The sequence below is a fragment of the Cupriavidus sp. WS genome (assembly GCF_000395345.1).
Taxonomy (GTDB): Bacteria; Pseudomonadota; Gammaproteobacteria; order Burkholderiales; family Burkholderiaceae; genus Cupriavidus; species Cupriavidus basilensis_B.
Map to the genome: position 1 here is coordinate 1 of NZ_AQPL01000105.1, position 16,751 is coordinate 16,751.

Sequence of the window (16,751 nt, forward strand, 5' to 3'; positions counted from 1 at the left end):
GGGCGGCTTTCGCGGCGGCCCGCCGATGTCGGATTCGCACGGCACCGCGCGGACGGCGGGCGGCCACCACGCGGCCACCGTGCGAATCGGAAGAACGCGCGGGCGGCGCGAATACAGCCGCGGCGCGGCGCGCTACGCTGCGGCCCTGTTCCGTCACACCCGCCATTCCACCGTCCCCAAGGCCCGCACCGTGATCGTCCGACCCCCGCAGAACTGGTTTCGCATGCTGTTCGTCTGGAACGGCTCGGTGCTCCAGGACATCATTCCGCAGCTGGTCTTCATGGCGCTGGTGAGCGGGCTCGCGGTGGCCACCGGCGGGCGCGTGCTGGGCGAGAAGATCCCGCTCAATGCCGTTCCCTTCACCCTGTGCGGCGTGGCGCTGACCATCTTCCTGGCGTTCCGCAACAACGCCAGCTACGACCGCTACTGGGAAGCGCGCAAGCTGTGGGGCCACCTGTTCATCGCCTCGCGCACGCTGGCGTCGCAGGCGCTGTGCTACGCCGCGCCGGTGGACGGCGCGTTCGACGGCGCGGCCTTCGCGCGCGGCATCGTCGCCTTCGCCTGCGCGCTGAAGCACCAGTTGCGCGGCACCAGCCCCGCCGCCGACCTGTGGCGCCTGCTGCCCGCGCACGCGGCGGCGGCGCTGGCCGCCAAGCAGTACAAGCCGGTGGCGCAGCTCAACGCGCTGCGCGCGGCGCTGGCGGCCTCGCACCGGCGCCTGGGCATCACCGGCACCCAGCTGTGGATGCTGGACCGCCAGCTCGACCGCCTTGGCGAGGTGGTGGGCGGCTGCGAGCGTATCGCCTCCACGCCGATCCCGTTCGCCTACGGCGTGCTGCTCCATCGCACGGTGTACGCCTACTGCATGCTGCTGCCGTTCGGGCTGGTCGACTCCATCGGCATGGCCACGCCGCTGATCGCCATCTTCGTGTCGTACACGCTGATCGCGCTGGAGGCGATCGCCAGCGACATCGCCGAGCCGTTCGGCCTGGCGCCGAACAACCTCGCGCTGGACGCCATCACGAACGGCATCGAACGCTCGCTGCTGGAACTGTGCGAGCTCGAACTGCCGCCCGCGGCCACGCCCGTGCGCGCCTACCACCTGACCTGAGGAAGCCCGCCATGCCCGAGACGACCAACCCGCCCGCCGCGCGCCGCGGCCCCGGCGGCCAGAACGACGAAGGCGACGAGCGCGCCGGCAGCATCGCCTGCGCGGTGGTGCGCCACGGCCCCGGCTTCTCCCGCCCCGGCCGCGACCGCGTGGCCGAGGAATTCCCGGTGGCGCTGGTCTTCAACGGCATCTCGCACGCGGTGATGATGACCACCCCGCGCGACCTCGAGGCGTTCGCGGTGGGCTTCGCGCTGACCGAGGGCATCGTCGGGGCCGCCTCGGACATCTTCGACATCGAGCTCGCCATGCATGAGAACGGCGCCGAGGTGCGGCTCCGCATCGCGCAGGAAGCCTTCCTGCTGCTCAGGCAGCGCCGCCGCAGCCTGGCCGGGCGCACCGGCTGCGGCGTGTGCGGGCTGGAAAGCCTGGCGCTGCTCGATCTCGCGCCGGCGCCGCTGGCGCCGGTGCCGGGCCGCGCCGAGATCCTGCCCGAGGCGGTCTGGCGCGCCGCGCGCGACCTGCCGGCGCACCAGCCGCTGATGCGCGAGACCGGCGGCATCCACGCCGCGGCGTGGTGCGCGCCGGACGGCGGCGTGCTGCGCGTGATGGAAGACGTGGGCCGCCACAACGCGCTGGACAAGCTGATCGGCCAGCTCGCGCTGGCGCGCGCCGACCTGCGCCAGGGTTTTGTCTTCATGTCCAGCCGCGCCAGCTACGAACTGGTGCGCAAGGCCGCGCGCATGCAGATCCCGGCGCTGGCCACGATCTCGGCGCCGACCTCGCTGGCGATCGGCATCGCGCGGCAGGCCGGCATGCGGCTGCTGAGCTTCTGCCGGCGCGACAGCCTCTCCGAGTTCGCCGGCGAGGCGCTCGCACACTGCTGAGCGCCCCGACGCAACGACCGGGGTGGCGGGCGGCGGCGCTCACGCCGCGCCGAACAGCTCCCTGCACAGCGCCGTGCCGCCCTCGGTCAGCCAGACCGTGCCGGTGGCGCCGTCCGGCTCCATGCGCACGGCCAGCAGGTTTCCTTCCTCGAGATCCACCAGCGTGCGCCGCAGCTCGCTCATCGGCAGGCCGGCGCGCTTGCGCAGGCGCGCCAGCGACATGGCGCGGCCATCGCCGGCCTGGCCGGCCTCCCAGCACACCGCGAGGATGCTCAGCAGCGCGGTGTGCGCCTGGGGGTCCCAGTCCGGGTCCGGGTTGGCGTGCGGGTCCTGGCCGGTCATGGCGTCTCCGTGTGCGTGCGGGGTCGGTGGTCGATGCGAAGGCCGGTTCAGCGGTCGGGCATGGCGGGCACCGGCGTCTCGCGGCTGCGCGCGAGCGCGCTCTGCGCCTCGCGGTTCAGCAGCGCGTAGCTGAGCCGGCTTTCCCACACCAGCGTGGCCGCGCCGGTCACCAGACAGCATACGCCCGTGTCAGCAGCACAGGCGCCCGCCGCGCCGCAAGCTAAACCTAGGTATGAATCGCGCAAACCATCCGACGCCGCCCGCAACCGTTCGTAGGGCTGGTGGCCCGCCCGGCGCTGCGATACCTTGAATCCATCGCGGACCGACGTCCCGCCCCCATCCAGAACCCACATCGAGGTCCATCATGTTCCATGCCCCGCTCGCGTGCCCCCCCGCCCCGGAAGACCTCGCGCCGGCGCCGTCCCGCTGCCCCATCGACCAGGAAAGCGCCTGGCGCTCGCCCGGCGGCGCGGCGCATGGCGTGGTGCCGGTGTCGCGCTGGACGCGCCGCGCCGGCGCGCCGTGCGCGGTGGCCCATCCCGGCAACGACGCGCACCACTGCATCGCCATGAGCCTGAAATGCACCTCGCTGACGTTCACGCACGCCAGCCGCGTGGTGGTGTCCGGCCGCGTCACCGCGGGCGTGGTGCAAGTCACCGCGCCGCGCGTGGCGGTGCGCGCCACCTTCGACGCGCCCAGCGACGTGCTCCACCTGTACGCCTCGCAGGCGGTGCTGGCCGAGTGCTACCAGGACCTGTTCGGCCACGCGCATGCCGGCGACATCGTGCTCGGCGATCCGCGCCTGGTGCAGGACGGCGCGCTCGAGCGGCTGGGACAGGCGCTGGCGGTGGCGCAGACGCGGGACGGCGGCGCGGGCCGCATCTTCACCGACAGCGTGAGCCTGGCCATCGTCTCGCGGCTGGTAGCGCGCCACTTCCAGCAGGCCGCGCCCAGGGGACGCAACATGACCGCGCTGCCCACGTGGCGCCTGCGCCGCGCCACCGACTATATCGACGCCCATCTGTCGGAAGCCATCGGCCTGGCCGACATCGCCGACAGCGCCGGCCTCACGCGCATGCATTTCGCCGCGCAGTTCCGCCTCGCCACCGGGCTGCGCCCGCACGAATACCTGCTGCGCCGGCGCATCGAGCGGGCCCAGGTGCTGCTCGGCGCCAGCGGCCAGACCATGCTCGACGTGGCGCTGGGCTGCGGCTTCCGCTCGCAGTCGCACTTCACCACGGTGTTCAAGCGCTTCGTGGGCGAGACGCCCTACAACTGGAAGGTCAAGAGCGGCCTCGAGCGCAAGGCCGCCTGATCCGCATGATGCGCATCATGCGCCGCCGCCGCCGCGCGGCGCGCGCCAGGCCATCCCGAACCGGAGGTGTCGACATGCCAGCCGACAGCAACGTCATCGACCGCGGCGCCCCCGCCCCGCGCGCCGCCGATCCCTGGCAGCAGGCCCTGCGCCTGCTGTCGGCCCGCGCGGAGGGCCTCGCGCCGCCGTGCGCGAACGCCGCGCCGCGCGCGGCGCGCGGCTACTACGGCGCGCTGATCAGCGTGATCGACCGGCCCGGCCCCGGCACCGCCACGCTGGCCTGGCGCGACGCCACCCACTGCCGCTACGGCGACCAGGAATGGGACGCCGCCACCGCGCGCGCGGCCGGCGTGTGCGCCATGAGCGGGCAGGCCATCGCGCCGGGCGACGCCATCTACAAGCCGCGCCCGTGCCGCCCGCGCCCGCGCAATGCCGATGCCATGATCCTGGCAACCGTGCTCGATGCCCCCGCGCGGTGACGGCGGCGGCGCGGCGCGTGCCGCCGGCCTGCTGCGCTGGCCGCTCGCGCTGCTGGCCACCGGCGTGACCGGCGGCGTGGTCGGCCTCGCCGTGGCCACCCTGCTCCACTTCGTGCAGCACCTCGCCTACGGCTACGGCGCGCTGGCTTCCGAGAGCTTCCTGCAAGGCGTGACGCAATCCTCCCCGCTGCGGCGCGTGGCGGTGCTGTGCCTGTGCGGCATCGTCGCCGGCGCGGGCTGGTGGGCCGTGTACCGCTGGTGCCAGCCGCTGCGCGGCATCGCGCGCGCGGTGCGGGTCGAAGCCTGGCTGCCGCCGTTCGCCACCACCTGCCACGCGCTGCTGCAGGTCATCACCGTGGCGCTGGGCTCGCCGCTCGGCCGCGAGGTGGCGCCGCGCGAGCTGGCCGCGATGCTGGCCGGCGTGCTGGCGCGCCGCCTCGCCCTGCCCGCCGCGCACGCGCGCCTGCTGGTGGCGTGCGGCGCGGGCGCCGGCCTGGCGGCGGTGTACAACGTGCCGCTGGCCGGCGCGGTGTTCGCGCTCGAAGCGCTGCTCGCCACGGCGGGCTGGCGCGCGGTGCTGGCCGCGCTCACTACCTCGTGCCTGGCCGCGCTGGTGGCGCGCGCGGGGCTCGGCAATCATCCGCAATACCTGGTGCCGCACTATCCGGTGACGCCCGCGCTGCTGGCGTGGGCCGCGCTGGCCGGGCCGCTGCTGGGCGCGCTCGGCACCGTGTTCGCGCGCTGGACCGCGGCGGCGCGGCGGCGGGCCGCGGCCGGCTGGTGGCTGCCGCTGCTGTGCGTGCTCAACTTCGCCTGCATCGGGCTGGTCGCCACGCGCTTTCCCGCGCTGCTGGGCAACGGCAAGGGGCCGGCGCAGGTCGGCTTCGACGGCGCCTTCGGCGCGGCGGCCGCGCTGGGCCTGCTGGGCCTGCGCGCGCTCTTCACGCTGACCAGCCTGCGCGCGGGCGCGCAGGGCGGCCTGCTCACGCCGGCGCTGGCCATCGGCGCGCTGCTCTCCATCGTGCTGGGCGAGGCCTGGTCCCTCGTCTGGCCCGGCACCGCGCCCGGCGCCTTCGCGCTGGTCGGCGGCGCGGCCTTCCTCGGCGCCACGATGCGCGCGCCGCTCACCGCGGCGGTGCTGATCGCCGAGTTCACGCGGCCCGGCGGCGCCTTGCTGCTGCCGGTGGCGCTGGGCGTGTGCGGCGCGTGGCTCGGCGCCGCCGGCATGCGCCGCCTGCAGGCGGCCGCGGCCTAGCCGCGCGCAGCTTCGCGCGCATCTCCGGCTAAACCAAAGGATAGGGCTGCGCTACCAATGCGCTAGCTCGGCGCACCTCGCGTACGAAGGCGCCGGCGCAACGCGGCTTCTATGCTTTCAGCAAGGAGCCAGCATCGTGCGGTTCCCCTCGACGGCACACCTGCCGACACCACGCCTCGACCCACCGGAGAACCACCATGACCATCCTGACCCGACGCCTGCTCGCCACCGCCCTGCTCGCCGCCAGCGCGTTCGGCGCCACGCTTGCCCACGCCGCCGACCCGCGCGCCAGCGCGCAGGCCGGCGACAGCCACGGCTACCGCTTCAACGTCGACAAGCCGCGCGACGTCTATACCGACGGCGCGCGCAACGACAAGCGCGACGTCTACCTGGACGGCGCGCACGGCCGCAAGTACGACGCCTTCACCGAAGGCGCGCGCGCCGGGCAGCCGCCGCGGCCGTTCGCGGGCCTGCAACTGGCCGGCCGCGACCAGAGCGGCGTGTCGGCATCGCCCGCCGACGAGCAGAACTCGCACACCTGAACACCGCGACGGCACCGGCGGCGCCCGCAATGCCGGGCGCCATCCACTCTCAACACGCATGCCGCACGAAACCGTGCCCAGGCGCATTGGCTCGCACCGATGACCGGCATGCCTTGCAGGGAACGGGAAAGAAGAAGAAGAAGAACCGGGACGGATCGTCGAATCCCGCGCGCCGGGATCCATGAGGGATGTTCACGTACTTCGATACCGCCGATGCATCGGGCACCGGCACGCTACAACGCCGCCGCGCGCGAAATGCGCGCGCCAGGCACAACCAAAGCAAAGCAGCCCGCCCCGGCTGCTCCGGGGCGGGCTGCTGCCGGCGTGGTCTGCATTCAGGCCCCGGCGTAGAACGGGTTGCGCGGCAGGTCGATGCGCGGCACCGTGTCCATCGACGCCTGCATCGGCATACCCACCGTCTGCGCGGCGGCCGGCGCGGTCCCTGCCTTGTCGTTGCTGGCCATCTGTTCCTGCGCGGCGACCTTGGCTTCGGCGGCCTGGATGTCGGCCGGATAGGTCGCGTTGTCGATGTGCGGATCGTAGCCGGCCTTCTCGAGGCGGATCAGGTCGGCGCGCACTTCGGCGCGGGTCACGGGGCCTTGCGCGCTCTGTGCGCTCTGCGCGAACGACACCACGGGAGCGGCCATGACGCAGGCGACGAGTACGGTCTGGATCAGCGATTTCATGATGATTACCTCTTTCGGTTGGGTGGCCCGCCGGAGTGCGGTGCCTTGGTTCTTGCGTCAGGATGTGAGCAAGTTGTGATCATTGTTGGTCAGACGTGGTGACTCGCGGCTGACCATCTGATTACAAGGTTGTCACGTTGGCGCTGCGCCGGTCCCGCGCCTCCCGCAAGCCGCTCTTCCCTCTCTTTCCGGGCCGCTCCTGCGCTCCCCGCGCAACATGACAGTTTGGTAATGCGCCGGTCAGCGCCCGGTAAGTCCGCCGCGCCACACTGCATCCATGACCCGGCGCCGCGCGGAACCGGCCCCGCGGCGCCCCGCCACCCCTTGCCTGGAGGCTTCGATATGGATCGTCGGACCCACCCCGCGGCGCCCCTGTGCCTTCAGCCGGCGCGCGCTCAGGAACAGCACCGGCGTGGCGTGGCTCGCGCGCAGCGCCTTGAGCACCGACCAGCCGTCCATCGCTGGCAGCGTCACGTCCAGCACGATCACGTCGTAGGGAGATTCCCGCGCCAGGAACAGGCCGTCGGCGCCGTCGGTGGCCACGTCCACCTGGCAGCCGGATTCCTGCATGCCTTTCTTGAGATAGGCGCCCGTCTTGGGCTCGTCCTCGATCACCAGTACGCGCATGTGCTTGTCCTCCGCGGCATTGGCGGCGGCCGGGAGCGGCCGCCGCGTCAGCTTGAAGGTAGTGCACGCGCGGCGGCGCGGACAGCCCTACGATCGGTTGCGCGGCGCGCCCGTCGGGGTGAGGCGGCTATACCGGGGTATGGGCGGCGCGCGGCGCCGTCACGACAGCGCGCCGGACGTCATGCCGAGCGCCTCGGCCTTGAGCACGAAGTCCGCCAGCGAGCGCGAGCCCATCTTCTTCATGGCCTGGCCGCGGTGGATCTTCACGGTGATCTCGCTCAGGCCCATCTCGCCGGCGATCTGCTTGTTCATCAGGCCGCGCACCACCAGCGCCATCACTTCGCGCTCGCGCGGCGTGAGGGTGTCGTAGCGCCGGCGCAGGTCGGCGCTGGACTGGTCGGCCGCGCGCCGCGCGGCGTCGCGCTCGAGCGCGCTGGTCACGGCGTCGAGCATGTCCTGGTCGCGGAACGGCTTGGCGAGGAAGTCGGTGGCGCCCGCCTTCATGGCCTTGACCGACATGGCGATGTCGCCGTGCGCGGTCATGAAGACGATCGGGATCGGGATGCGCCCGGCCGCGATCTGCTCCTGCACGGCCAGGCCGCTCTGGCCCTTGAGGCGCACGTCCAGGATCAGGCAGCTCGGCGCGTCGCCGAGCTCGTGCGCGAGGAATTCCTGCGCCGAGGCGAACGCCTCGACGCGCAGCCCCACCGAGCGCAGCAGCATGCCGACGGCGACGCGCATCGACTCGTCGTCGTCCACCACGTAGACGACCCCCGTACCCCCGCTTGCGCCGGGCTCATTGCTCATGGCTGGCTCCCTTGGTATTGCCTCCGGCCACGCCGGCGGCATCGCCGTCGTCCGGCTCGTGCAGGGGCAGCAGCACCTGCAGCAGCGCGCCGCCCTCCGGCGGCGACTCGGCCCAGATGCGCCCGCCGTGCGCCTCGATGATGGAGCGGCAGATCGACAGCCCCATGCCCATGCCGTCGGCCTTGGTGGTGAAGAAGGCGTTGAACAGGCGCCCGGCGTCCTCGGGCGCGATGCCCTTGCCGGAGTCGCGCACCTCGACCCGCACGTGCCGCTCGTCGGCCGCGCGCGTGGCGACCCGCAGGCAGCGCCGTCCGCCGACCGAATCCATCGCCTGCACCGCGTTCATCAGCAGGTTGATGAGCACCTGCTGGAGCTGGATGCGGTCGCCGCAGATCAGCGCGGGCGGCTCGCCCAGGCGCAGCTCGGCCTCCACGTGGTGGTCCTGCAGCTCGCGCCGCACCAGCGCCAGCGATTCGTCGACCAGCGCGTTGAGGTCCATCTCCGCGTAGCTGGGATCGCGCTTCTGCGCCATCGAGCGGATCTGGCGGATGATCTCGCTGGAGCGCCGGGCGTCGCGGATCATCTGCCGGATCGACTCGGTGGCCTCGCCGACCTCGGGCTGCGGGCGGTTGAGCCAGCGCAGCGCGGAGTCGCCGCAGGTGACGATGGCGGCGATCGGCTGCGTCACCTCGTGCGCGATCGACGCCGCCAGCTCGCCCAGCGTGGTGACGCGCATCACGTGCGCCAGCTCGGACAAGGTGCGCTGCAGCGCCTGCTGCGTCAGCGTGGTGTCGGTGACGTCCATGAGCGCGCCCACGTACTCGTAGCGGCCGGCCGCGGCCACGGTCCGCCGCGCCACCAGGTGCACGTGCTTGACGGTGCCGTCCGGCAGCAGCAGGCGGTGCGCCACGTCGATCTGCGGCACGCCGGCACGCGCCTGCTCGCGCGCGGCCTGCACCAGCGCGAGGTCTTCCGGATGGGTGCGCTCGATCACCCGCTCCGCGCTCGGCTGCACGTCCCGGCCGTAGCCGAAGATGGAGTAGGCCTCGTCCGACCACGTCATGGCGCCCTCGGGCAGCCGCATGGCGATGCTGCCGGTCTTGCTCAGCTGCTGCGCCTCCGCCAGGAAGGCCTCGCTCTGCGCCAGCGCCGCCTCGGCGCGCTGGCGCTCGGTGATGTCGTTGTTGGTGGCGATGATGGCGACCGGCTTGCCGGCGCCGTCGCGCCACAGGGCCCAGCGGCTGGAGATGACCACGCGCGCGCCGTCGCGGCGGACGCGCTCCAGCTCGCCGTCCCAGCGCCCGTTGCGCAGCAGCTCCTCGTGGATCCGCTCCGGCGGGATCGGGAAGCGCGTCTGCGTCAGGCTGTGCATGGGCTGCCCGATAGCCTGCGCGGCGGTCCAGCCGTACACCTCCTCGGCGCCGTGGTTCCAGAAGGTGATGATGTCGTTGAGGTCGTAGACGACGATGGCGTCGTGCGTCATGTCGAGCATCTGCACCTGCTCGCGCAGGCGCGCGTTGCTGGCCAGGTTGCGCACCGCCAGCAGCGAGGTGATGCCGATCGCCAGCAGGCTGAACACGCAGCGCGCCAGCGAGCCGCCGCCCATGTGCGCGCCCTTGGACAGCAGGAAGCCGATCACGGTGAGGACGGCGCAGACCACCGCCACCGCCAGCGTGGCGCGGCGCGAGCCGGTCAGCGCGACCAGCAGCACCACCACCACGTAGAGGACCGCGATGGCGATGTCCAGCGGCGTCAGCGCGTCGATCAGGAAGACCGCGACGGCCAGCAGCGCGGCCGCGCCCAGCAGGATGCGCGAGTCCGACAGCGCGGGGTCGCCCGCCCGGAACGACTCATTCATCGCGGGGCTGCCGGCGCGCGGCGGGCGCGAAGGGAATGGGGGCGGCGCATCTGGGGGGCGGCTCATTTCGGACAAACCGATTCGATGGCATGGTTCCTCGGCGCTTCGTTTTCTGCGGTGGCCGGCGGTGGCCCGGCGCACGCGGCGAACGCGGCACGCCGGGCATGGCGCGGAAAATTATACCGTTGCGCGGCCTTTGTCCCTGTGCCGGAAACGACGAACCCGGCGACCAATCCAACGGCCAATCCGACGGCAAACCCATCGACAAGTCCACCGGCGCCGCTCAACGGCCCGGCGCCGCGTCGCCGCGCGCGATCCGGTCCAGGCATTCCTGCACGGAAGCGCCGTCGACCGGCTTGCAGAGAAACGACAGCGCCCCGCTCTCCATCGCCTGCCGGCGGATCGCCTCGGTGCAGAACGCGGTGATGAAGATCACCGGAATGCGGCAGCCGGCCTCCACCAGCTTGCGCTGCATCTCCAGGCCGGTCATGCCCGGCATCTGGATGTCGGAGATCACCCCGGCCACCTCGGCGGCGCGGCCCGAATCGAGAAAGGCGTGGGCCGAAGCGAACAAAAGCACCTTCCAGCCCAGCGAGCGCACCAGGCTTGACGTGGCGAGGCGAACGGAATCGTCGTCGTCAACGATGGCGATTATCTGGTTGTTATGCAAAGCGACTACCTCGACCAAGCTGAGCAATGGGTCCGGTGCGCCAGCGGCGGCGGCAGTCCGGCTACCCTCGACTGCATGATACGGGCGGCGTTTTGCGCGCGGAATCATATATAGGTATATGCGCCGGCGCGCCGGGGCGCGGAAACTGGTGGCCGTGCCGTCCCGGCATCACTTCCGGCGGGAGGCAGGAAAAGAGGGGGAGCGGCGGCGCGCGCTACGCCGCCGCCTCGTGCTGCCTAGGAAGGCACCCACCAGCGGTGCAGCCAGCGCGCCAGCGTATCGAGCGCGAAGCCCAGCACGCCGATCACCAGCACGGTGGCGAGCAGCTCGGAGTAGGCCAGGCGGTCGCGCGTGTCGAGGATGAAGTAGCCCAGCCCGGCGTTGACGCCGAGCATTTCCGCCGGCACCAGCACGATCCAGACGATGCCGATCGACAGCCGCAGCCCGGTCAGCATGCTGCTGACCGCGCCGGGCAGCACCACGCGCGTGAGCATCTCGGCGCGCGTGGCGGCCAGGCTGCGCGCCAGCAGGATCCAGCGCGCGTCGAGCTGGCGCACGCCGGCGGCGGTGCTGAGCAGGATCGGCCAGACGCCGGCGAAGGCCAGCAGGAACACCACCGAGCGGTCGCCCACGCCGAGCACCATCACCACCACGGGCATCCACGACAGCGGCGAGATCATGCGCAGGAACTGGAAAGCCGGCGAGACCGCGGCATCGACGGCGCGGGCGCCGCCGACCAGCAGGCCCAGCGGCACGCCCGCCAGCAGCGCGATGGCCAGCCCGAGCAGCACGCGCTTCAGGCTGGCGGCGACGTGCATGGGCAGGTCCGGCTGGCGCAGCAGTTCCGCCAGGCTGGCCAGCGTGGCCGCCGGCGTGAAGCGCGCCGCCAGGCCCTCGGCCCGGCCCGCGCCGGTGGCGAGCCACCACAGCAGCACCAGGACCGCCAGCCCGGCCAGGCCGCGCCACAGGTCGGCGTGGAACGTGCGCTTTGCGGCGCCCTTTGTCGTGCCCGTTTCCGCGCCCTTCGCCGGCGCGTTCGCGGTTGCGTTCGCGGGCGCGACGATGGCTCCGCTCGTCAGCCCATTCGCCGAACCATCCCCCGGCCCCCGCGCCGGCACGTTCTCCCGCTGCGTCACGCCGCGATCTCCTCCTGCCGCGTGAAGCCCTCGGGGAAGCCGAAGGCCTTGAGGCCGCCGGCGTCGGCCAGCGCGCGCCGCACGAAGCGGTCGTCGACCAGCTCGCGCGCCGCGCGCTGCGGGTCGAGCGTGGCGAGGAACGCGCTGTTGCCTTCGATCAGCGTGCCCTTCAGGCGCCGCACCAGTTCCTCGGTGTAGCTCGGATACGGATAGGGCTGGAAGTCGATGCGGTTGTCCTTCCAGTCGGGATGGTGGATGGCGCCGCTGGCAAGATAGCGGCCGTGGTCGCCGGCATCGGGGGCGAGCACCTTGCGCAGCGCGTCGAGCGTGTGCGGCGTGTAGCGGTTGGCGCCGTCCTTCGACAGCAGCGCCGCGGCCTCGGCACGGTGGTCCTGGGTCCAGCGCTGCGCCCTGACCACGGCGTTGACCACCTTCTGCGACCACTCGGGGCGCCGGTCCAGGTCCTGCTGGTGCATGAACACCACGCAGCAGGCATGGTTGCGCCAGACGTCGCCGGTGAAGCGCAGCACCTTGCCGATCTTGAGCGTCTCGGCGGCGGCGTTGAACGGCTCGGCGACAATGTAGCCTTCGATCTGGCGCGAGGCCAGCGCCGGCGGCATGTCGGACGGCGCCATCACCGCCAGGTTGACCTCGTTCGGCGCCAGCGCGCCGGTCTTCTTCGTCACCGGCACCAGGCCGTCCTTCCTCAGCAGCGTCTGCAGCACCACGTTGTGGATGGAGTACCAGAACGGGATCGCCACGGTCTTGCCGCCGAGGTCGCGCACCGACGACACCTGCGGCGCCACCGTCAGCGCGGAGCCGCCGACGTGGTTCCACGCCACCACCCTGGCCGGCACCTGGCTGCCGAAGCGCGCCCACACCGTCATCGGCGACAGCAGGTGGACCACGTTGACCTGGCCGGAGATGAACGCCTCCACCAGCTGGGCCCAGCTGCGCAGCAGGGTCGGCTTCTCGGCCTTGATGCCTTCCTGCTCGAAATAGCCGTTGTTGTGCGCCACCAGCAGCGGCGTGGCGTCGGTGATGGGCAGGTAGCCGATGCGCACCGGCGCATCGGGCTCCGCGGCCGCGCGCGCGTTCAGGGCATTGAGCAGCGGCAGCGCCCCGCCGGCGGTAAACAGCGTGGCGAGCTTGAGCAGCTCACGCCGGGACATCGGTACCTGGCACATCGTTCACCTCGTCGGTTGGGTTCGTGATTGGTCAAACGGAAGCCGGCCGCAGCAGCCGGCGCAGGTGCAGCACGATCTCGATGCGCAGCGCGCCGAGCGCCTCGACCTGCGACTCGCGCGGGTGCGGCAGGCCGATGCGCCATTCGTGCGCGACCGAGGCCGGCGCGCCGGGCGGGCCGCCGAGCAGCACGATGCGGTCGGACAGCAGCAGCGCTTCGTCGATGTCGTGCGTGATCAGCAAGGTGGCGGGCCGGTAGGCGCGCACGATGCCAAGCAGCAGCGCCTGCATGTCGACGCGCGTGATTTCGTCGAGCGCGCCGAACGGCTCGTCGAGCAGCAGTGCCCGCGGCTGGCGCGCCAGGCAGCGGGCCAGCGCCACGCGCTGCGCCATGCCGCCGGACAACTGCGCCGGGAACAGGTGGCGCGCGTCCAGCAGGCCAACCGCCGCCAGCGTCTGCGTCACGCGCCCGGCGCGCTCGCCGCGGCCGATGGCGGGCTGGCGGCGAAAGCCCAGGCCAAACCCGACGTTGTGCTCCACCGACAGCCACGGCAGCAGGCAGGCGTCCTGGAACGCCACCGCGATGCGCGGATGCGGCGCGGCCAGCGTCTCGCCCAGCATGCGCACGCTGCCGCGGGTCGGCTGCTGCAGGCCGGCGAGCAGGCGCAGCAGGCTGGACTTGCCGGCGCCGCTGGGGCCGATCACGGAGACGATCTCGCCCGGCGCCAGGCGCAGGTCGAGCCGGTCCAGCACGGTGCGCGCGCCGCCGGCGGCGCCATACGCCAGCGCGACGCCCGCGGCTTCGAGCAGCGCGCCGCTCATGCCGCCTCGCGCGGCGCCTGCCCGGGCTGCGGGCGCGCCAGCTCGGCTTTCAGCTGCACCAGGCTGGGCGTGACCACCGGCAGGAAGGCCGCCTCGCGCCAGCGCCGCGCGAAGCCGTCGTTGCGCGAGCGCAGGTAGGCCGCGCCGCCGCGCGCCTGCAGCTCGAGCTGCATCGCGGCCAGCGCCAGCTCGACCAGGCGGATGCGGATGGCGAACAGCGCGCGCGGCGCGGCGAGGAAATCGTCGCGGTCCGCGCTGCCGTCCGCGCTGCCGTCCGCGTTGCCGTCCACCCCGCCGGCCAGCCGCGCGGCCAGCGCTTCCAGCTCGCCGGCCAGCGCGTCGAGCTCGTCGTCGAGCACCGAGCGGCCGGCGCCGCTGCGCCCCCGCGCCGCCGCCAGGGCGCGCCGCGCCAGCCCGATCGACAGGCCGCATTGCAGGCCGAGAAAGGCCGGGCGCACGCGCGGCAGGAAATGGTGCGCGTCCTCGTGCAGCAGCCAGCCGGCATCCAGCGCCACGGCGTCGAAGCGCAGCGTCGCGGTGTGGCTGCTGCGCAGGCCGATCAGGTCGAGGTCGTCGCCGCGCGCCACGCCGGCCAGCGGATACGGGATGGCGTAGACGCCGGCGCGGCCGGTGGCGAGGTCGTCGGCCGCCACCGCGACCGCGAAGCCGTCCGGGTTCAGGTTGGTGACCCACGGCAGCGCGCCGTCGATCTGCCAGCCGGTGTCGGTGGCGCGCGCGCTGACCTGCAGCGCCTCGATGCCGCCGAGGAACTTCATGGCGTTGGACAGCCCGGTGGCGCCGGCCAGCGTGCCTTCCAGCAGCGGCCCCAGCCAGCGCCCGGCCAGCGCGCGGTTGGGCGTCTGCAGCAGGTATTCGATGAAGGTGCGCTGCCCCCACAGCACGAACGCGGCGGTCTGCGAATGCCCGGCCACCGCGGCGATGGCGGCGATGGCGTCCGAGGTCCTGCCGCCGTCGCCGCCGGCCGCGCGCGGCACGCCGACGCGGAACAGGCCGGCCTGCGCCAGCCGCGCGAGCAGCGCGGCCGGATCGGCGCCGCCGCTGTCGAGCGCGTCGGCGTGGTCGTCAAGCCATTGCGCGAGGGTCGGGTCGAGCGTGGTCATCGGGCACTCCTGTGCTTGGCTTCGGTGGCGGGCCGCATCAGGCCGCGCCGCGCGTCCAGCGGTAGCTTTCCAGTTCGGGGTTGAGCGGCGTCTGCGACAGGTTGTTGCCGAAGTTGCACAGCGTGGCCAGGGCCACGCCGAGCACCACGTCGAGCGCCTGAGCCGCCTCGAAGCCGGCCGCCACGAAGGCGTCGAAATCGGACTGCGGCACCGCGCCGCGGTCGCGGATCACGGCGCGGGTGAACGCCGCCAGCGCTTCGAGGCGGGCGTCCGGCACCGTGGTCTGGGCGCGCAGCGCGCCCACGGTGTCGGCGTCGAACTTCACCTTCTTGAGCGCGACCGCGGTGTGGCCGGCCACGCAGAAGCCGCAGCCGTGCGTGGCCGCCGCGGTGATCTGCACCACCTCGCGCTCAGCCAGCGTCAGCGAGCCGCGGCCGTTGATCTCCGACAGCGTCAGGTAGGCTTCCAGCGCGGCCGGCGCGTTGGACAGCGCGGCGATCAGGTTGGGCAGGTAGCCGTTGCTGGCGATGGCGCGCGCGACGAAGGGCCGGCTGGCCTCGGGGGCGGTGTCTGCGGTGTTGAGGGGAAAGCGGCTCATGGCGTCGGGGGAAAGGTGTTGGACACAGGCCGATTGTGCGATCCGCCGGTGCGCCCCGCCATGCGCGAGTGTCGCGATTTCCTGCTGTTTCGTCTGCGAATGCGCGCGCGGCTTATTCCAGCGCCGGCGCCGCGTGCGGCAGCGCCGACGGCGCGCCCTGCGGGCCCGACTGGCCCGGCTGGCCCTGCCGGCGCACCGCGCCCGGCTGCTCGCCGGTGGCCTTCTTGAACGCCCGCGCGAACGCGGCTTCGGAGCGGTAGCCCACCTGCTCGGCCACCTGCGCAACGCTGCAGCGGCTGGCCAGCAGCTGCGACGCGATCTTCATGCGCAGCAGCAGCAGGAACGCCGCCGGCGACTGCCCGCAGGTTTCCGTGAAGCGCTTGCAGAACGTGGCGCGCGACATGTGGACCAGCTCCGCCATCGACTCCAGCGTCCAGGGCCGCCCGGGATGCCGGATCAGCGCCAGCATCAGGCTGGAGAATTCCGCGCTGCGCAGCAGCGGCCACAGGCCGCGCGCCACGTCCTCGCGCGTGGCGAGATGCCGCACCACGTAGAACAGCAGCAGGTCGACCAGCCGCGCGATCAGCGGCGACGGCTCGGCGTCGCCGCGGCGCGCCTCGGCCAGGATCAGGTCGAACAGCGGGCGCGCGCCGGCCAGCGCCTGGTCCCGCGCGGGCAGCACGAGGTAGTCGGGAAACGGCGCCAGCAGGACTTCGCTCAGGCCGGGGCGGAAATCGAAGAAGCCGCAGGCCAGCCCGGTGCCGTCCGGCGCGGGCGGCTCGAGCGGCTGCATGGCGGCGGCCGGCGCGCAGGCCTGACCGTCGGCATGCGGGCCGAGATGATGGGGCACGTCGCGCAGGAAGAACACCGCGTCGCCGGCCTGCAGCGGCACGCCGGGCTCGCCGGGCAGGTGCAGCCAGCATTCGCCGTGCAGCACGAGGTGGAAGCCCGCGCGCATGCGGCCGGCGACCGAGGCGCGCCAGCTGCCGCAATACTGCCCGATGTGAAAGAGGGTGGTCTCGAGTTCCAGGCTGCTCAGAACCCAGTGGACCAGGCGATCCGTGTGATGCATAGCGTGCGAGGACGAGCGCCGCACGGAAAGCGCGGCCCGACTGGTCACGATAGCCCACCAGCCGGGCACGGCTAAGGATTTTTTCCGCATGTGCATATGCGCATGCGGCGGGGCCGGCGATGCGCCGGCCCGGGCGCGGCGCACGCGGCTATTGCAGCAGCGCGTCCTCGAACGCCTTCTGCGACGGCGCGCCGAACAGCGCGTCGAAGCCGCGCGCGCCGCGCGCCGCCGGCTCGCCGCC

General features: G+C 72.8%; 18 protein-coding genes and 1 pseudogene. 6 read left to right on the forward strand and 13 right to left on the reverse strand.

Annotation, left to right across the window (positions count from 1 at the left end; genetic code table 11):
- Positions 1 to 190 precede the first annotated feature (190 nt).
- Both K206_RS0110455 and fdhD read left to right on the forward strand, forming a co-directional pair.
- Positions 191 to 1,111 (forward strand): bestrophin family protein, encoded by a 921-nt coding sequence (locus tag K206_RS0110455; protein WP_029043455.1) that lies wholly within the window; start codon positions 191 to 193, stop codon positions 1,109 to 1,111.
- Positions 1,112 to 1,122: 11 nt separating this feature from the next.
- The gene (fdhD, locus tag K206_RS0110460) at positions 1,123 to 1,995 is read left to right on the forward strand and encodes a formate dehydrogenase accessory sulfurtransferase FdhD (protein WP_020202362.1); all 873 of its coding nucleotides are present in this window, start codon (positions 1,123 to 1,125) and stop codon (positions 1,993 to 1,995) included.
- A gap of 39 nt (positions 1,996 to 2,034) precedes the next feature.
- On the opposite strand, the gene K206_RS0110465 is transcribed toward fdhD, so the two are convergent.
- Positions 2,035 to 2,337, reverse strand: a complete 303-nt coding sequence (locus K206_RS0110465; RefSeq protein ID WP_020202363.1) for a hypothetical protein — start codon at positions 2,335 to 2,337, stop codon at positions 2,035 to 2,037.
- Between the two features lie 47 nt (positions 2,338 to 2,384).
- The gene (locus tag K206_RS44650; protein ID WP_020202364.1) at positions 2,385 to 2,507 is read right to left on the reverse strand and encodes a hypothetical protein; all 123 of its coding nucleotides are present in this window, start codon (positions 2,505 to 2,507) and stop codon (positions 2,385 to 2,387) included.
- A 194-nt stretch (positions 2,508 to 2,701) separates the two neighbouring features.
- Here K206_RS44650 and K206_RS0110475 point away from each other — a divergent pair, with 194 nt between their 5' ends.
- The 4 genes from K206_RS0110475 to K206_RS37935 all read left to right on the forward strand — a co-directional run bounded on the left by K206_RS0110475 (position 2,702) and on the right by K206_RS37935 (position 5,928).
- Positions 2,702 to 3,652, forward strand: a complete 951-nt coding sequence (locus K206_RS0110475; RefSeq protein WP_020202365.1) for a helix-turn-helix domain-containing protein — start codon at positions 2,702 to 2,704, stop codon at positions 3,650 to 3,652.
- A 74-nt stretch (positions 3,653 to 3,726) separates the two neighbouring features.
- On the forward strand, positions 3,727 to 4,131 hold the full coding sequence (locus K206_RS0110480; RefSeq protein ID WP_020202366.1) for a DUF3331 domain-containing protein: 405 nt from the start codon (positions 3,727 to 3,729) through the stop codon (positions 4,129 to 4,131).
- Entirely contained in the window at positions 4,115 to 5,386 is a 1,272-nt protein-coding gene (locus K206_RS0110485) for a chloride channel protein (protein ID WP_020202367.1), read from the forward strand. Before K206_RS0110480 ends, K206_RS0110485 begins: the two co-directional genes overlap by 17 nt.
- Before the next feature lie 197 nt (positions 5,387 to 5,583).
- On the forward strand, positions 5,584 to 5,928 hold the full coding sequence (locus tag K206_RS37935) for a hypothetical protein (protein ID WP_020202368.1): 345 nt from the start codon (positions 5,584 to 5,586) through the stop codon (positions 5,926 to 5,928).
- Positions 5,929 to 6,263: 335 nt separating this feature from the next.
- Here the strand turns inward: K206_RS37935 and K206_RS0110495 are convergent, their stop codons facing one another.
- The 11 genes and pseudogenes from K206_RS0110495 to K206_RS0110545 all read right to left on the reverse strand — a co-directional run bounded on the left by K206_RS0110495 (position 6,264) and on the right by K206_RS0110545 (position 16,510).
- A complete protein-coding gene (locus K206_RS0110495; protein WP_020202369.1) occupies positions 6,264 to 6,614 on the reverse strand; it encodes a DUF4148 domain-containing protein in 351 nt (116 codons plus the stop codon).
- A gap of 387 nt (positions 6,615 to 7,001) precedes the next feature.
- Positions 7,002 to 7,241: pseudogene (locus tag K206_RS44295) on the reverse strand (response regulator); the annotation flags it as partial.
- 159 nt (positions 7,242 to 7,400) lie between these two features.
- Positions 7,401 to 8,048: a response regulator transcription factor gene (locus K206_RS0110505; protein WP_029043456.1), complete on the reverse strand. Its 648-nt coding sequence runs from the start codon at positions 8,046 to 8,048 to the stop codon at positions 7,401 to 7,403.
- A complete protein-coding gene (locus tag K206_RS0110510) occupies positions 8,038 to 9,906 on the reverse strand; it encodes an ATP-binding protein (protein ID WP_020202372.1) in 1,869 nt (622 codons plus the stop codon). Before K206_RS0110510 ends, K206_RS0110505 begins: the two co-directional genes overlap by 11 nt.
- Positions 9,907 to 10,189: 283 nt before the next feature.
- Entirely contained in the window at positions 10,190 to 10,576 is a 387-nt protein-coding gene (locus K206_RS0110515) for a response regulator transcription factor (RefSeq protein ID WP_020202373.1), read from the reverse strand.
- Positions 10,577 to 10,812: 236 nt separating this feature from the next.
- Positions 10,813 to 11,712, reverse strand: a complete 900-nt coding sequence (locus K206_RS0110520) for an ABC transporter permease (protein ID WP_020202374.1) — start codon at positions 11,710 to 11,712, stop codon at positions 10,813 to 10,815.
- A complete protein-coding gene (locus K206_RS0110525; RefSeq protein ID WP_029043458.1) occupies positions 11,709 to 12,899 on the reverse strand; it encodes an ABC transporter substrate-binding protein in 1,191 nt (396 codons plus the stop codon). Before K206_RS0110525 ends, K206_RS0110520 begins: the two co-directional genes overlap by 4 nt.
- 31 nt (positions 12,900 to 12,930) lie before the next feature.
- Entirely contained in the window at positions 12,931 to 13,719 is a 789-nt protein-coding gene (locus tag K206_RS0110530) for an ABC transporter ATP-binding protein (protein ID WP_020202376.1), read from the reverse strand.
- A complete protein-coding gene (locus K206_RS0110535) occupies positions 13,716 to 14,840 on the reverse strand; it encodes an acyl-CoA dehydrogenase family protein (protein ID WP_020202377.1) in 1,125 nt (374 codons plus the stop codon). The genes K206_RS0110530 and K206_RS0110535 overlap by 4 nt, the downstream gene beginning before the upstream one ends.
- Before the next feature lie 37 nt (positions 14,841 to 14,877).
- Positions 14,878 to 15,438, reverse strand: coding sequence for a carboxymuconolactone decarboxylase family protein (locus K206_RS0110540; RefSeq protein WP_020202378.1), 561 nt, complete (start codon positions 15,436 to 15,438; stop codon positions 14,878 to 14,880).
- 112 nt (positions 15,439 to 15,550) lie between these two features.
- Entirely contained in the window at positions 15,551 to 16,510 is a 960-nt protein-coding gene (locus tag K206_RS0110545; protein WP_020202379.1) for an AraC family transcriptional regulator, read from the reverse strand.
- Positions 16,511 to 16,751: the final 241 nt, after the last annotated feature.

Coding starts and splice junctions, on each gene's coding strand:
- fdhD (WP_020202362.1), top strand. CDS start 1,123: ATGCCCGAGACGACCAACCCGCCCGCCGCGCGCCGCGGCCCCGGCGGC.
- K206_RS0110465 (WP_020202363.1), bottom strand. CDS start 2,337: ATGACCGGCCAGGACCCGCACGCCAACCCGGACCCGGACTGGGACCCC.
- K206_RS0110475 (WP_020202365.1), top strand. CDS start 2,702: ATGTTCCATGCCCCGCTCGCGTGCCCCCCCGCCCCGGAAGACCTCGCG.
- K206_RS0110480 (WP_020202366.1), top strand. CDS start 3,727: ATGCCAGCCGACAGCAACGTCATCGACCGCGGCGCCCCCGCCCCGCGC.
- K206_RS0110485 (WP_020202367.1), top strand. CDS start 4,115: ATGCCCCCGCGCGGTGACGGCGGCGGCGCGGCGCGTGCCGCCGGCCTG.
- K206_RS37935 (WP_020202368.1), top strand. CDS start 5,584: ATGACCATCCTGACCCGACGCCTGCTCGCCACCGCCCTGCTCGCCGCC.
- K206_RS0110495 (WP_020202369.1), bottom strand. CDS start 6,614: ATGAAATCGCTGATCCAGACCGTACTCGTCGCCTGCGTCATGGCCGCT.
- K206_RS0110505 (WP_029043456.1), bottom strand. CDS start 8,048: ATGAGCAATGAGCCCGGCGCAAGCGGGGGTACGGGGGTCGTCTACGTG.
- K206_RS0110510 (WP_020202372.1), bottom strand. CDS start 9,906: ATGAATGAGTCGTTCCGGGCGGGCGACCCCGCGCTGTCGGACTCGCGC.
- K206_RS0110525 (WP_029043458.1), bottom strand. CDS start 12,899: ATGTGCCAGGTACCGATGTCCCGGCGTGAGCTGCTCAAGCTCGCCACG.
- K206_RS0110530 (WP_020202376.1), bottom strand. CDS start 13,719: ATGAGCGGCGCGCTGCTCGAAGCCGCGGGCGTCGCGCTGGCGTATGGC.
- K206_RS0110535 (WP_020202377.1), bottom strand. CDS start 14,840: ATGACCACGCTCGACCCGACCCTCGCGCAATGGCTTGACGACCACGCC.
- K206_RS0110540 (WP_020202378.1), bottom strand. CDS start 15,438: ATGAGCCGCTTTCCCCTCAACACCGCAGACACCGCCCCCGAGGCCAGC.
- K206_RS0110545 (WP_020202379.1), bottom strand. CDS start 16,510: ATGCATCACACGGATCGCCTGGTCCACTGGGTTCTGAGCAGCCTGGAA.